The 12,534-nt window shown below is 72.8% G+C and carries 14 protein-coding genes; 9 read left to right on the forward strand and 5 right to left on the reverse strand.

The features are described from left to right. Nucleotides 1-2: 2 nt before the first annotated feature. Nucleotides 3-812 (reverse strand): IclR family transcriptional regulator, encoded by an 810-nt coding sequence (locus tag AB0F56_RS23040; RefSeq protein ID WP_362012747.1) that lies wholly within the window; start codon nucleotides 810-812, stop codon nucleotides 3-5. A gap of 335 nt (nucleotides 813-1,147) precedes the next feature. On the opposite strand from AB0F56_RS23040, the gene allB reads away from it, so the two are divergent. Continuing rightward, nucleotides 1,148-2,482 carry an allantoinase AllB gene (gene allB, locus AB0F56_RS23045; RefSeq protein WP_362012750.1) on the forward strand — a complete coding sequence of 445 codons (1,335 nt, stop codon included), beginning with the start codon at nucleotides 1,148-1,150 and terminating at the stop codon, nucleotides 2,480-2,482. 3 nt (nucleotides 2,483-2,485) lie between these two features. Then, on the forward strand, nucleotides 2,486-3,601 hold the full coding sequence (gene alc, locus AB0F56_RS23050) for an allantoicase (RefSeq protein ID WP_362012752.1): 1,116 nt from the start codon (nucleotides 2,486-2,488) through the stop codon (nucleotides 3,599-3,601). Nucleotides 3,602-3,818: 217 nt separating this feature from the next. On the opposite strand, the gene AB0F56_RS23055 is transcribed toward alc, so the two are convergent. Beyond that, entirely contained in the window at nucleotides 3,819-4,568 is a 750-nt protein-coding gene (locus AB0F56_RS23055; protein ID WP_362012754.1) for an SDR family oxidoreductase, read from the reverse strand. 232 nt (nucleotides 4,569-4,800) lie between these two features. On the opposite strand from AB0F56_RS23055, the gene AB0F56_RS23060 reads away from it, so the two are divergent. From AB0F56_RS23060 to AB0F56_RS23070, 3 genes are all read left to right on the forward strand, one after another. Then, the gene (locus AB0F56_RS23060) at nucleotides 4,801-5,412 is read left to right on the forward strand and encodes a dihydrofolate reductase family protein (protein WP_362012755.1); all 612 of its coding nucleotides are present in this window, start codon (nucleotides 4,801-4,803) and stop codon (nucleotides 5,410-5,412) included. Nucleotides 5,413-5,514: 102 nt separating this feature from the next. Continuing rightward, nucleotides 5,515-6,441, forward strand: coding sequence for a DMT family transporter (locus AB0F56_RS23065; RefSeq protein ID WP_362012939.1), 927 nt, complete (start codon nucleotides 5,515-5,517; stop codon nucleotides 6,439-6,441). A gap of 11 nt (nucleotides 6,442-6,452) precedes the next feature. Further along, the gene (locus tag AB0F56_RS23070; protein WP_362012758.1) at nucleotides 6,453-6,827 is read left to right on the forward strand and encodes a hypothetical protein; all 375 of its coding nucleotides are present in this window, start codon (nucleotides 6,453-6,455) and stop codon (nucleotides 6,825-6,827) included. A gap of 3 nt (nucleotides 6,828-6,830) precedes the next feature. On the opposite strand, the gene AB0F56_RS23075 is transcribed toward AB0F56_RS23070, so the two are convergent. The 3 genes from AB0F56_RS23075 to AB0F56_RS23085 all read right to left on the reverse strand — a co-directional run bounded on the left by AB0F56_RS23075 (nucleotide 6,831) and on the right by AB0F56_RS23085 (nucleotide 8,836). Beyond that, the gene (locus tag AB0F56_RS23075; protein ID WP_362012760.1) at nucleotides 6,831-7,670 is read right to left on the reverse strand and encodes a hypothetical protein; all 840 of its coding nucleotides are present in this window, start codon (nucleotides 7,668-7,670) and stop codon (nucleotides 6,831-6,833) included. Nucleotides 7,671-7,749: 79 nt separating this feature from the next. After that, the gene (locus AB0F56_RS23080) at nucleotides 7,750-8,484 is read right to left on the reverse strand and encodes a hypothetical protein (protein ID WP_362012762.1); all 735 of its coding nucleotides are present in this window, start codon (nucleotides 8,482-8,484) and stop codon (nucleotides 7,750-7,752) included. A 133-nt stretch (nucleotides 8,485-8,617) separates the two neighbouring features. Beyond that, nucleotides 8,618-8,836, reverse strand: a complete 219-nt coding sequence (locus AB0F56_RS23085) for a hypothetical protein (protein WP_362012765.1) — start codon at nucleotides 8,834-8,836, stop codon at nucleotides 8,618-8,620. A 146-nt stretch (nucleotides 8,837-8,982) separates the two neighbouring features. Between AB0F56_RS23085 and AB0F56_RS23090 the strand changes: the two genes are divergently transcribed. The 4 genes from AB0F56_RS23090 to AB0F56_RS23105 are packed head-to-tail and all read left to right on the forward strand — an operon-like array spanning nucleotide 8,983 to nucleotide 12,509. Beyond that, nucleotides 8,983-10,200 carry a histidine kinase gene (locus tag AB0F56_RS23090; protein ID WP_362012767.1) on the forward strand — a complete coding sequence of 406 codons (1,218 nt, stop codon included), beginning with the start codon at nucleotides 8,983-8,985 and terminating at the stop codon, nucleotides 10,198-10,200. After that, nucleotides 10,197-10,865, forward strand: coding sequence for a response regulator transcription factor (locus AB0F56_RS23095; protein WP_362012770.1), 669 nt, complete (start codon nucleotides 10,197-10,199; stop codon nucleotides 10,863-10,865). Before AB0F56_RS23090 ends, AB0F56_RS23095 begins: the two co-directional genes overlap by 4 nt. A 20-nt stretch (nucleotides 10,866-10,885) precedes the next feature. Continuing rightward, the gene (locus tag AB0F56_RS23100; protein WP_362012772.1) at nucleotides 10,886-12,070 is read left to right on the forward strand and encodes a cytochrome P450; all 1,185 of its coding nucleotides are present in this window, start codon (nucleotides 10,886-10,888) and stop codon (nucleotides 12,068-12,070) included. Nucleotides 12,071-12,074: 4 nt separating this feature from the next. Then, nucleotides 12,075-12,509: a PaaI family thioesterase gene (locus tag AB0F56_RS23105; RefSeq protein WP_362012774.1), complete on the forward strand. Its 435-nt coding sequence runs from the start codon at nucleotides 12,075-12,077 to the stop codon at nucleotides 12,507-12,509. Nucleotides 12,510-12,534: the final 25 nt, after the last annotated feature.

Genomic DNA, 12,534 nt, shown 5'->3' on the forward strand with positions numbered 1-12,534 from the left:
GCTTACGCCTGGCCGTTGGCCGCCGTGTTCGCGAGGGCCGTGGAGAGTTCCTGGGCCACTTCCTGGAGGATCGGGACGATCTTCTCCGTCGCCGCCTCCGTCACCCGGCCCGCCGGGCCGGAGATCGAGATCGCCGCCGCCGTGGGGGAGTTGGGGACCGACACCGCGAGGCACCGGACTCCTATCTCCTGCTCGTTGTCGTCGACCGCGTACCCCGCGTCCCGCACGGCCGCCAGCGCGTCCAGGAAGCCCTCGGGCGTGGTGATGGTCTTCTCGGTCGCCGCCGGCATGCCCGTACGGGAGAGCAGCGCGCGCACCTCGTCGGCCGGGGTGTAGGCGAGCAGCGCCTTGCCCACGCCCGTGGAGTGCGGCAGCACGCGTCGGCCGACCTCGGTGAACATGCGCATCGAGTGCTTGGACGGCACCTGGGCGACGTACACGATCTCGTCGCCGTCGAGCAGGGCCATGTTCGCGGTCTCGCCGGTCTCCTCGACGAGCCGCGCGAGGTACGGGCGCGCCCAGGTGCCGAGAAGCCGGGAGGCGGACTCGCCCAGGCGGATGAGGCGGGGGCCGAGCGCGTACCGGCGGTTGGGCTGCTGGCGTACGTAGCCGCAGGCCACGAGCGTGCGCATCAGGCGGTGGATCGTGGGGAGCGGCAGCCCGCTGCTGGCGGAGAGCTCGCTCAGCCCGACCTCGCCCCCGGCGTCCGCCATCCGCTCCAGAAGGTCGAAGGCGCGCTCAAGGGACTGGACGCCACCGCTCGCGGCAGCGGGCTTGGCGGCGTCGGAGGTGCTGGCGCTGGACGTCGGCACGTCAAGGTCCTTTCGGGGCAGGCGGGCAAGGCAGCAGCCTACCGGGCCGTCCGGTCGGACACACGGTCCCGGTCCCGGCGTAAAGGCCGGTCAAGGGGTGTTTGTCCGGTGTCGACGGGCGCCCGGCGGCGTCCGTCTCCGCCCCGCATGTACGGAGCTACGTTCTACTGTACGAAATTTCTATTCCACTTCATGGAAACATCCAAGTGGCAATCGCCCGCCGACGGGCGGTGCCGCTCGACGGGCCCATGCTGGAAGTGTGCCCTTGACGACATGTCGTCCTGAGTGAAGACTCCTTCAACAGTTCGTTGAAATTCTTGCTGGAAGGGGTACGGGTGGACGTCAACCTGGTACTGCGCTCGACTCGCGTCATCACCCCCGAGGGGACGCGGGCCGCGTCGATCGCCGTCTCCGGCGGGACGATCGCCGGTGTGCTGCCGTACGACGCCGAGGTACCGGCCGGCGCCCGGCTGGAGGACGTCGGCGACGACGTCGTGCTCCCCGGGCTCGTCGACACCCACGTGCACGTGAACGACCCCGGCCGCACGGAGTGGGAGGGCTTCTGGACCGCCACCCGCGCCGCCGCCGCCGGTGGCATCACCACACTGCTCGACATGCCGCTGAACTCGCTCCCGCCCACCACGACGGTCGAGCACCTGCGGATCAAGCAGGACGTGGCCCGTACCAAGGCGCACATCGACGTCGGCTTCTGGGGCGGCGCGCTGCCCGACAACGTCAAGGACCTGCGACCGCTCTTCGACGCCGGCGTCTTCGGCTTCAAGTGCTTCCTGTCGCCGTCCGGCGTGGACGAGTTCCCGCAGCTCGACCAGGAGCAGCTGGCCGCCTCCCTCGCCGAGATCGCCGGCTTCGACGGCCTGATGATCGTGCACGCGGAGGACCCGCACCACCTGGCGGCGGCGCCGCAGAAGGCGGGCGAGAAGTACGCCGACTTCCTGGCCTCCCGGCCGCGCGACGCCGAGAACACGGCCATCGAGAACCTGATCAACCAGGCCCGCCGCCTCAACGCGCGCGTGCACGTGCTGCACCTGTCCTCCTCCGACGCGCTGCCGCTGATCCGGGCCGCGAGGGCGGAGGGCGTCAAGATCACGGTCGAGTCGTGCCCGCACTTCCTCACCCTCACGGCGGAGGAGGTCCCGGACGGCGCGACCGAGTTCAAGTGCTGCCCGCCTATCCGCGAGGCGTCCAACCAGGACGCGCTGTGGGAGGGTCTGGCCGACGGCACGATCGACTGCATCGTCTCCGACCACTCGCCGTCGACGGCCGACCTGAAGACCCCGGACTTCGCCTCGGCCTGGGGTGGCATCTCGTCGCTCCAGCTGGGTCTGCCGGCGATCTGGACCGAGGCCCGGCGCCGCGGCCACGACCTGACCGACGTCGTCCGCTGGATGTCCGCCGCCCCCGCCGCCCTCGCCGGGCTCGAGCGCAAGGGCGCGATCGAGGTGGGCCGCGACGCCGACTTCGCCGTGCTCGACCCGGAGGCGACGTTCACCGTCGACCCGGCCGAGCTCGAGCACCGCAACCGCGTCACCGCCTACGCCGGCAAGACCCTGCACGGCGTCGTGACGTCCACCTGGCTGCGCGGTGAGCGCATCGCCGACCGCGGCAGCCTCGCCGAGCCCACCGGCCGCCTCCTCGAAAGGACCAACTGACCCGTGACCGGCATACCCTCCTTCACCGGCGACGCCAGCCCCTACGGCGGCGGTGACCCGTACGCGGACTACCGCACCGCGGACTTCCCGTTCACGCAGTACGCGGACCTGGCCGACCGGCGCCTCGGCGCGGGCGTGACCGCCGCCAACGACGAGTTCTTCGCCGAGCGCGAGAACATGCTGAAGCCCGAGGCCGCCGAGTTCGACCCCGAGCACTTCGGGCACAAGGGCAAGATCATGGACGGCTGGGAGACCCGCCGCCGCCGTGGTGTCTCGGCCCAGCAGCCCCACCCGACCGAGGACGACCACGACTGGGCGCTCGTGCGCCTCGGCGCCCCCGGTGTCGTACGCGGCATCGTCGTCGACACCGCGCACTTCCGCGGCAACTACCCGCAGGCCGTCTCCGTCGAGGCCACCTCGGTCGCCGGCTCCCCGTCGCCGGAGGAGCTCCTCGCGGACGACGTGAAGTGGACGACGCTCGTCCCGCGCACCGCGATCGGCGGCCACGCCGCCAACGGCTTCGCCGTCGACGTCGAGCAGCGCTTCACGCACCTGCGCGTCAACCAGCACCCGGACGGCGGCATCGCCCGGCTGCGGGTGTACGGAGAGGTCGCCCCGGACCCGCGCTGGCTCGCCGTCCTCGGCACCTTCGACCTCGCGGCCCTGGAGAACGGCGGCCAGGTCGAGGACGCCTCCGACCGCTTCTACTCGCCGGCCACCAACACGATCCAGCCGGGCCGCTCCCGCAAGATGGACGACGGCTGGGAGACGCGGCGCCGCCGCGACAAGGGCAACGACTGGATCCGCTACAGCCTGGCCGCCGAGTCGGAGATCCGCGCCGTCGAGATCGACACGGCGTACCTCAAGGGCAACAGCGCGGGCTGGGCGGCGCTCTCCGTCGCCGCGGAGGGCTCCGAGGACTGGACCGAGGTCCTGCCCCGGACCCGCCTCCAGCCGGACACCAACCACCGCTTCGTGCTCGACACCCCGGCGGTCGGCTCCCGCGTCCGGGTCGACATCTACCCCGACGGCGGCATCTCCCGCCTCCGCCTCTTCGGTTCGCTCACCGAGGAGGGCGCGGCGCGCCTGACGGCCCGCCACCAGGAACTGGGCGGGTAACGACACCCCGCCCGGCCCGCGAGGGCGCACCGACCCGACAGCACCGGCGCGCCCTCGCGAACCCCCCTCTTTTCTGGGCTCGGTTCGCCTCCGGGCGCCTGAGCCGGGCTCACGGCCCCGACCGTGCTCGCCTCCCTCGTTCCTCGGGAGGCTCCGCGCGCTCGGGGCCGTTCCCCCGGCGCGCCCTTCGGCTCACTCGCCGGCTCTCGTGCGTGCCCTACGCCGCGTGCCCGCCGTCCACCGCGAATTCCGCGCCCGTCACGTACTCCGCGTCCGGGCCCGCGAGGAAGGCCACCATCGCGGCGACCTCGTCGGCCGTGCCGAAGCGGCCCAGGGCCGTCATGGCCGCCTGGCCCGCAGCGTACGGGCCGTCCGCCGGGTTCATGTCGGTGTCGATCGGGCCGGGGTGGACGATGTTCGCGGTGATGCCGTGACCGCCCAGCTCCCGTGCGAGGGACTTGGTCAGGCCGATCAGGGCCGACTTGCTCGTCGCGTAGAGCGTGCCTCCGGGGGCCGGGACCCGGGCCGTCATGCACGTACCGATCGTGACGATCCGCCCGCCCCGCTCCATCCGCCCGGCGGCGGCCTGCGCGGCGAGGAACGCGGCCCGTACGTTCACCGCGAGGACCCGGTCCGTGTCCGCGAGGGTCAGCGAGTCCAGCGGGGCGATCACCCCGACCCCGGCGTTGTTGACCAGCACGTCGAGCCGGCCCAGCGCGTCCGCCGCCCACTCCACCGCGCCCGCCGCGTCCCCGGCCACCGCCGCGTCCGCCCGGAGGGGGAGCGCCTTGCGCCCGGTCGCCTCGATCCGCTCGGCCACCTCCCTCGCCCGCTCCTCGCCCGTGACGTACGTGAACGCCACGTCCGCGCCCTCCCGGGCCAGCCGCAGCGCCGTCGCCGCGCCGATCCCCCGGCTGCCGCCGGTCACCAGGACCGCCTTGCCGTTCATGCCGTTCGTCGTGGACATCTCGACCTCCGTGAGAAGAACCCATCACTCGTTGCGGGTTCAATCAAAGTCGGGCGGGGTGTCGGACGCTGGCGGCAATCGGACACCGAGGATCAGGCGCCGACGATCACGCGCCGGCGATCACGCGCCGATGAGTTTCGCCGGGCGGTGAGGTCTGAGCTTCTGAGACACGATGAACCGGGGGGCACCGCACCCGGCACTCACAGCGGCACCACACCGAAGGGGCACCACCATGGGCAAGCTCTCCCTCACCCAGTTCGTGACGCTCGACGGCGTCTACCAGGGGCCCGGCGGGGTCGACGAGGACCGCAGGAACGGCTTCGAGCACGGCGGCTGGGCCTTCCCGTTCGGTGACGACGACTTCGGCGCCTTCGTCGACGAGATCTTCGGCCGGCCCGCCGCCTTCCTGCTCGGCCGCCACACGTACGAGATCTTCGCCTCGTACTGGCCCAAGCAGACCGACCCCGCCAACCTCATCGCCTCCCAGCTCAACGCCCTCCCCAAGTACGTCACCTCCCGCACCCTCAAGACGGCCGACTGGGCCCCGACGACGATCCTCTCCGGCGACGCCGTCCAGGAGGTCGCGGCCCTGAAGGACCGCGTCGACGGCGAGATCCAGATGCACGGCAGCGGCGGGCTCGCGCAGTCCCTGATGGCCGCCGACCTCATCGACACGCTCCACCTGCTCGTGTTCCCGGTCGTCCTCGGCAGCGGCTTCCGGTTCTTCGCCGAGGGCGCCAAGCCCACCGCCTTCCGCAACGTCGGGTCCAGGACCACGAGCACGGGCATCTCCATCAACACGTACGAGCTGGCCGGCCGCCCCGAGTACGGAACGTTCGAGTAAGAAAGGTGTAGTCACCACAGGACTCTCCCGGTACGGTGATCGTCCCGCGTGCGAGCCGCTGAAGTCTCCACCCCGTCCGACGTGTTGGAGCAGGCCGCCCCGATGTCCACGATCGCCGCCTCCGTACCCCTTCGCGCCCCGCGCCGCGCCTGGCTCACCGACCTCCCGGTGCTCCTCGTCGCCGTCGTCTGGGGCGCCAGCTATCTCGCCGCCAAGGGCATCACCACCACGCACACCGTCGTGGCCGTCCTCGTCCTGCGCTTCGCCGTCGTCCTGCCCGCGCTCGCGGTCGCCGGATGGCGCGGGCTGCGGGCGCTGCGCGCGGACCAGTGGCGCGGCGCGGGCCTCCTCGGCCTGATCCTCAGCGGGATCTTCCTCCTGGAGACCTACGGCGTCGTCCACACCTCCGCCACCAACGCGGGCCTGATCATCAGCCTCACCATGATCCTCACCCCGCTCGCCGAGGCCGCCGTCACCCGCACCAGGCCGCCCCGCGCGTTCCTCGGCGCCGCTGGGCTCTCCGTGGCCGGTGTGGTGCTGCTGACCCAGGGCGCCGGCTTCACCGCCCCGTCCCTCGGCGACCTCCTGATGCTGCTCGCCGCCCTCGCCCGTACCGTGCATGTCATGGCCATGGCCCGGCTCAAGGCCGTCCAGGAAGCCGACTCGCTCTCCCTCACCACCGTCCAACTCGGCTCGGCCGTCGCCGTCTTCGCGCTGCTGGCCACCGTCCCCGGCACCGGCGCTTCGCCCTGGTCGGTGGCGCTCGACTTCGGGCCGCGCGAATGGGCCGGCCTGCTCTTCCTCTCCGTCTTCTGCACGCTCTTCGCCTTCTTCGTGCAGATGTGGGCCGTCCGCCGCACGTCCCCCTCCCGGGTCAGCCTGCTGCTCGGTACGGAGCCGCTGTGGGCCGCCGCCGCGGGCATCGCGATCGCCGGCGACCGCCCCGGCGCGCTGGGCTTCGCGGGCGCCATCCTGGTGCTCGCGGGCACGAGTTGGGGCCGCCGGGCCGCCGACGAGAGCGCCCGGTAGGTTCTTGGCCCATGCGTTCACTGCCGTACGACATAGACTTCCGCGCCCGCGCACGGCGCACCCAGGGCTGGGGGCTCGGGCTGCTCACGGTCGCCGGGCTGCTGTGGATCTGGTTCGTGGTCGGGATCTTCCTCCCGTACACCGCCGTCGACGGCCGCAGCGAGGACGAGTGCGAGTCCCGCTGGAGCTCCGAGTACCTGCACAGCGAGCGCGACGCGTGCGTCGCCGAGCGCGACTGGCCCGAGATGGTCGCGATCCTCGGCGGCTCGATCCCGTTCGCGGTGATCGGCGGGGTCCTCTACACCAGTGGCTCCGTCTCCCACCGGATGGCCGAACACCTCGCCGAGGTCACCCGCCTCAACGAGGCGAGTCAGGGTCGCTCGTAGGCCTCAGTCGGGGCGCTCGTAGAACTGGAGCACCCCGCCGGCGGAGAAGCACGCCGCTCCGGCAAGGGTGCCCCAGTTGGCGATGTCGACGTTCACCAGACTCCCGGTCGCGGGTCGGGTGAAGGCGGCCAGGGCCGACACCATGAAGAGGACCGAGCCGAGCTGATTGACGGCGACGATCCACCACGCGAGGTCGTGCGCGCGCACCCGGGGCCGGCCGTGGCAGACCTCGACCAGCGCGAGGTGCCCCGAGACCAGGAACAGGATGCACCCGACCATGTCGGGGGCCCAGATGAGCCGGTTCGCCTGCTGCACCGTGAGCCCCTGCAGCAGGGAGCCCACGAGGTTGATGCCGAACACGATCGTGCCGGCGAACAGCAGGAACGCGCTGAGCCAGTCGATCCGGGAGGGCTCGTACCTCCACCAGGACCAGGGCCGCGCGGCGAGCGCGCCGGCCGCTCCGTCCCGGAGGGGTGTGTTGACGGTCTGGAGGAGTGAGGCGTACCCGCCGGTGTTGAAGAACAGGCCGCCGGCGAAGTAGATCCAGGCACCCGTCACATCACCCGGGCCGAACTGGGCCAAGGCGGCGCCGAGGGCGAAGAGCGCCCCGCCGACGGTGAACGCGCCCGCGGCGACGGCGTTGAGCCTGCGGGTCCGGGCGACGGCCACGCTGTCCGCCGTACGGGAGCGAGGCTCCGGCTCCCCGGCGGCGCGTACGGTCAGCCGCGCGCGTTTGCGCGCCAGGCGCGACTCCCAGACCGCGGTGCCGCCGTCCCCGAGCCGCCAGGTGAGCCGGGTCGTGAACGGTCCCGGTCCCTCGGCGTGTTCTGTGCCTCTGGCCACCCGCCGACTCTATCCGCTGGGGGATGAATCATGCCTTTTCGGGCGGGCTGCGGCGGGCCGCGGCGGCCTCCAGCGGCCCCTAGGCGAGCACATTGACGGCGCGGGCGACCACGAGGCCGAGGATGAGGAGGGAGACGAGCGACTGGACCGCCATGGCGATCTTGGCCCAGGGGGCCAGCGGCATGACGTCGGTCGGGCTGAACGCCGTCGCGTTGGTGAGTCCGAGGTAGAGATAGTCGACGAAGCGCGGGCGCCAGTCGGGCGGGCTGATCTCGGGGCTGAGCTGTTGGGGGAAGGCGAGCGCGGGGGCGGCGGGCATGTGGTGGGCGCGGGCGCCCGGGCCGCCGCTGTCGAGTTCGAAGTAGAGCAGGGAGAAGGCGAGGACGGTACCGGCCCAGACGGTGCCGCCGGTCTGCAGCAGACTCGTCGCGGAGGCGGTCTCCGCCCCGTCGTGGATGATGTCGTCGACCAGTTGGACGGTCGACCAGACGGCGCCGAGCGCCAGGACGCCCACCAGGGCGACCGCCACGGTGCGCAGGGCGGAGGAGCGGCGGTCGATCCGGCCCGGGTCGCCCGCGATCAGCGCCAGCAGGAGCAGCCCCTCGACGCTGGGGAGCACCCAGACGGGGGCAAGGCGGAGGTCGTCGGGGAGCAACAGGGTCAGCACCATGGCGGCGACGACGGCGGTGGCCATCGGCCAGCGGGCCTCGCCGACGACCTCGTCCCGCCGCTCCGGCCCGGTCGGCCCGGTCGGCCCGGTCGGCTCGATCGGCCCGGTGGGTCCGGTCGGTCCGGGGGCGTGCTCTCGGCTCACGGCGGTCGCCCCCTGTCGGTGGAAATGGGCCGTTCGGTGCGGCCCACCCCACTACACCTCGGCGAGCCGCGCACCGCCCGCGATCCGTACGGGGGCATCCGGTCACCGGAACGACCGACCTCCCCCACCCGACTCAGGTACGGCGCTTGGTGTCGGCGATCATGACGATCGCGAAGCCGACGACCGCGATCGCCACGTTGGCGAGGATCTCGCGGCCCTCCAGGAACCAGACGTTGTCCGTCAGCGCCCGGGTGAACCCCATGATGGGGAACCAACCGGTCAACTCGCGCACCACCCCCGCGAGGCCGCCGACCAGCACGACCCCGCCCACGAACTCCAGGAACTTCCTCATGCGCCGATCCTGGCGCCCGGGGCGCGGCCCCCGCGTCGGCCAGGAGGCCACACCCCGTGCTACCGAAGTCGCCTCCCTCGCGACTTTGGTCGCTTCCGGCGGCTCAGGACCGGCTCCGCGCCCCTGACGTGCGTACTTTGGTCTGTATGACACGTACGGACCCCTACGCCTGGCTGCTGCCCTCAGCCATGGCCGACCCCACGGCCGGCAGCGCATCCGGCCGCAGGCCGCGGCGGACCGTACGGGACTGGGTCGTCGACACGGCGCTCTTCCTCTGCGCCGTCTTCGTCGGCCTTCTCGCCGCCGAGACCAGCGACCAGTACAACAGCGAGGTCGTGGCCTTCGCGGACCAGGTCGCCGGCGCCGTCGCCTGCTGCGCCCTCTGGCTCCGCCGCCGCTGGCCCGTGGGCCTCGCCGTCGTGCTCTCGCTCGTCAGCGTCGTCGCGCCGGTCGCCGGGGGAGCCTTCCTGGTGAGCCTGTTCAGCGTCGCCGTCCGCAAGCCCTTCCGGGAGATCGCCTGGATCGGCGCGCTCGCCGCCGCCTGCTCCGTCGCCGCCGTCTTCGTACGCCCCGACCCCTCCACCGGGGCGCCGCTCGGGATCGCCATCGGCCTGATCCTGATCCTGCTCATGACCGCGTGGGGCATGCTCGTACGCTCCCGGCGCCAGCTCGTCGAGGCGCTGCGCGAACGGGCCAGGCGCGCCGAGGCCGAGGCCGAGCTCCGCGCCCAGCAGGCGCAGCGGCTCGCCCGGGAGGCCATCGCCCGCGAGATGCACGACGTCCTCGCCCACCGCCTCACCCTGCTGAGCGTGCACGCCGGAGCCCTGGAGTTCCGCCCCGACGCCCCGCCCGAGCAGGTCGCCCGGGCCGCCGGCGTCATCCGCGACAGCGCCCACGAGGCGCTCCAGGACCTCCGCGAGATCATCGGGGTACTGCGGGCGCCCGGCGAGGGCGGCGAGGGCGACCGCCCCCAGCCCACCCTGGCCACCCTGGACGAGCTCGTCGCCGAGTCCCGCGCCGCCGGGGCGAAGGTCGTCCTGGACACCACCGTCGACGACCCGGCCGCCGTCCCCACCGCGACCGGTCGCACCGTCTACCGGATCGCGCAGGAGGGCCTCACCAACGCCCGCAAGCACGCCCCGGGCACCGACGTCACCGTCACCGTGCGCGGCCGCCCCGGCGAGGGCCTGACCGTCGACGTCCACAACCCCGCCCCGACCGGCCCTGTCCCGCCCGTCCCCGGATCCGGCCAGGGGCTCATCGGCCTCACCGAGCGCGCGACCCTCGCCGGCGGACGCCTCGACCACGGTCCGGCCCCCGACGGCGGCTTCCTCCTCCACGCCTGGCTACCGTGGCCCCCATGACCATCCGGCTGCTCATCGTCGACGACGACCCCCTGGTCCGCGCGGGACTCACCCTGATGCTCGGCGGCGCCGACGACATCGACATCGTCGGGGAGGGCGCCGACGGCCGGGACGTCCCCGACCTCGTCGCCCGGCTCGCCCCCGACGTCGTCCTCATGGACATCCGGATGCCGTACGTCGACGGCCTCACCGCCACCGAACGGCTCCGCGCCCGCCCCGACGCGCCCCAGGTCCTCGTCCTCACCACCTTCCACGCCGACGACCACGTGCTGCGCGCGCTGCGGGCCGGAGCCGCCGGCTTCGTCCTCAAGGACACCCCGCCGGCCGAGATCGTCGCCTCCGTACGCCGCGTCGCCTCCGGCGACCCGGTCCTCTCCCCGGCCGTCACCCGCCAGCTGATGACCCACGTCGTCGGCCATCAGGAACAGCCGCGCCGCACCACCGCCACCGTCCGCCTCGCCGAACTCGCCGACCGGGAACGCGAGGTCGCGATCGCCGTCGGCCGAGGCCAGTCCAACGCCGAGATCGCCGCCGCCCTGTACCTGAGCGTGCCGACGGTCAAGACCCACGTCTCACGCATTCTGGCCAAACTCGACCTCAACAACCGTGTCCAGATCGCCCTCCTGGTCCACGACGCGGGCCTCCTGGACGAGGACGGCCGATAGCCGCGATCTAGGCTGGGACGATGTCCGTCATCGATCTGGGGGAGTACGGCGCGGACTTCACCGCGAACCCGTATCCCTACTACGCCAAGCTCCGTGAGAGCGGTCCCGTCCACCACGTCCGTATGCCCGACGGCTGGGAGTTCTGGCTCGTCGTCGGTCACGAGGAGGGGCGGGCCGCGCTCACCGACCCGCGGCTGGTCAAGTCGCCCTCGGTCATCGGCTTCACGCCGATCGACGAGGAGGTCATCGGTCCCAACCTGCTCGCCGTCGACCCGCCGGACCACACGCGGCTGCGCAAGCTCGTCGCGCGGGAGTTCACCGCCCGGAGGGTGGAGGCGCTGCGGCCGCGCGTCCAGGAGCTCGCGGACGAGCTGGTCGAGGCGATGGCCGCGGAGCCGGCCGGCCGTGCCGACCTCGTGGACGCCTTCGCCTTCCCGCTGCCCATCACCGTCATCTGCGAGCTCCTCGGCGTTCCGGCGGCCGACCGTGACTCCTTCCGCCGCTGGTCGAACGAGCTGGTCGCGCCGACCGGGGGCACGCCCGAGCGGGAGGTCGTCGAGGGGTTCGGCGCCTACCTCGGTGAGCTCATCGAGGACAAGCGGGCGGCCGGGCCCGCCGGCGATCTGCTGTCCGCGCTGATCGCCACCCGCGACGAGGACGGCGACCGGCTGTCGCTGCCCGAACTGCGGGCGATGGCCTACGTGTTGCTCATCGCCGGGCACGAGACGACCGTCAATCTGATCTCCAACACGATGCGGGCCCTCTTCGCCCACCCGGACCAACTCGCCGACCTGCGCGCCGACTTCGGGCTCATCGACGGGGCCGTCGAGGAAGGGTTGCGCTACGACGGTCCGGTGGAGACCACCACCTTCCGGATCGCCAAGGAGGCGACCGCCGTCGGCGGTACGGAGATCCCGGCCCTCGCGCCGGTCTTCGTCTCCCTCGCGGGCGCCGACCGCGACCCGGCCCGCTTCCCCGAACCGGACCGCTTCGACATCCGCCGCGAACCGCGCGGCCACCTCGCCTTCGGGCACGGCCTGCACTACTGCCTCGGCGCCCCGCTCGCCCGCCTCGAGGGCACCATCGCGATCCGGACACTCCTGGAGCGCTTTCCGCGGCTGGAACTCGAGCCCGAAGCCGCTCCCTGGGAGTGGATGCCCGGCCTCCTCATCCGCGGTGTCCGCCGCCTGCCCGTCCGGTGGTGACCCGATGACCGACACCGCACCCACCCCGGACTTCGACCTCGATGTCGCGCGGAAGGTCCTCGACGCCCAGCCGTTCAGCCGGTTCGTCGGCGCCCGGCTCACCGCCTTCGGCGCGGGCGGGGCGACCCTGGAGGTGGACCTCCGCGAGGAACTCCAGCAGCAGAACGGTTTCGTCCATGGCGGGGTGCTCTCGTACGCCGCCGACAACGCGCTGACCTTCGCGGCCGGCGCGGCCCTCGGCCCGGCCGTCCTGACGGCCGGGTTCTCCATCCAGTACGTCCGCCCCGCCGTCGGCGTGACCCTGCGCGCCCGCGCCTCGGTCGTCCACGCGGGCCGTCGGCAGGCCGTGGTGCGCTGCGACCTGCTGACCGTGGACGGCGGGGGCACCGAGACCCTGTGCGCGGTCGCCCAGGGCACGGTGCTCGCGGCGACGGGCTGAGAGCTCCCACGAGCGCCCCGCCCGG

The organism is Streptomyces sp. NPDC026092 (assembly GCF_040638605.1).
Taxonomy (GTDB): Bacteria; Actinomycetota; Actinomycetes; order Streptomycetales; family Streptomycetaceae; genus Streptomyces.

Excerpts from the sequence above, each read along its gene's own strand:
- AB0F56_RS23055 (WP_362012754.1), bottom strand. The coding sequence starts at position 4,568 with ATGTCCACGACGAACGGCATGAACGGCAAGGCGGTCCTGGTGACCGGC.
- AB0F56_RS23065 (WP_362012939.1), top strand. The coding sequence starts at position 5,515 with ATGTCCACGATCGCCGCCTCCGTACCCCTTCGCGCCCCGCGCCGCGCC.
- AB0F56_RS23085 (WP_362012765.1), bottom strand. The coding sequence starts at position 8,836 with ATGAGGAAGTTCCTGGAGTTCGTGGGCGGGGTCGTGCTGGTCGGCGGC.
- AB0F56_RS23060 (WP_362012755.1), top strand. The coding sequence starts at position 4,801 with ATGGGCAAGCTCTCCCTCACCCAGTTCGTGACGCTCGACGGCGTCTAC.
- AB0F56_RS23070 (WP_362012758.1), top strand. The coding sequence starts at position 6,453 with ATGCGTTCACTGCCGTACGACATAGACTTCCGCGCCCGCGCACGGCGC.
- AB0F56_RS23105 (WP_362012774.1), top strand. The coding sequence starts at position 12,075 with ATGACCGACACCGCACCCACCCCGGACTTCGACCTCGATGTCGCGCGG.
- AB0F56_RS23095 (WP_362012770.1), top strand. The coding sequence starts at position 10,197 with ATGACCATCCGGCTGCTCATCGTCGACGACGACCCCCTGGTCCGCGCG.
- AB0F56_RS23090 (WP_362012767.1), top strand. The coding sequence starts at position 8,983 with ATGACACGTACGGACCCCTACGCCTGGCTGCTGCCCTCAGCCATGGCC.
- AB0F56_RS23100 (WP_362012772.1), top strand. The coding sequence starts at position 10,886 with ATGTCCGTCATCGATCTGGGGGAGTACGGCGCGGACTTCACCGCGAAC.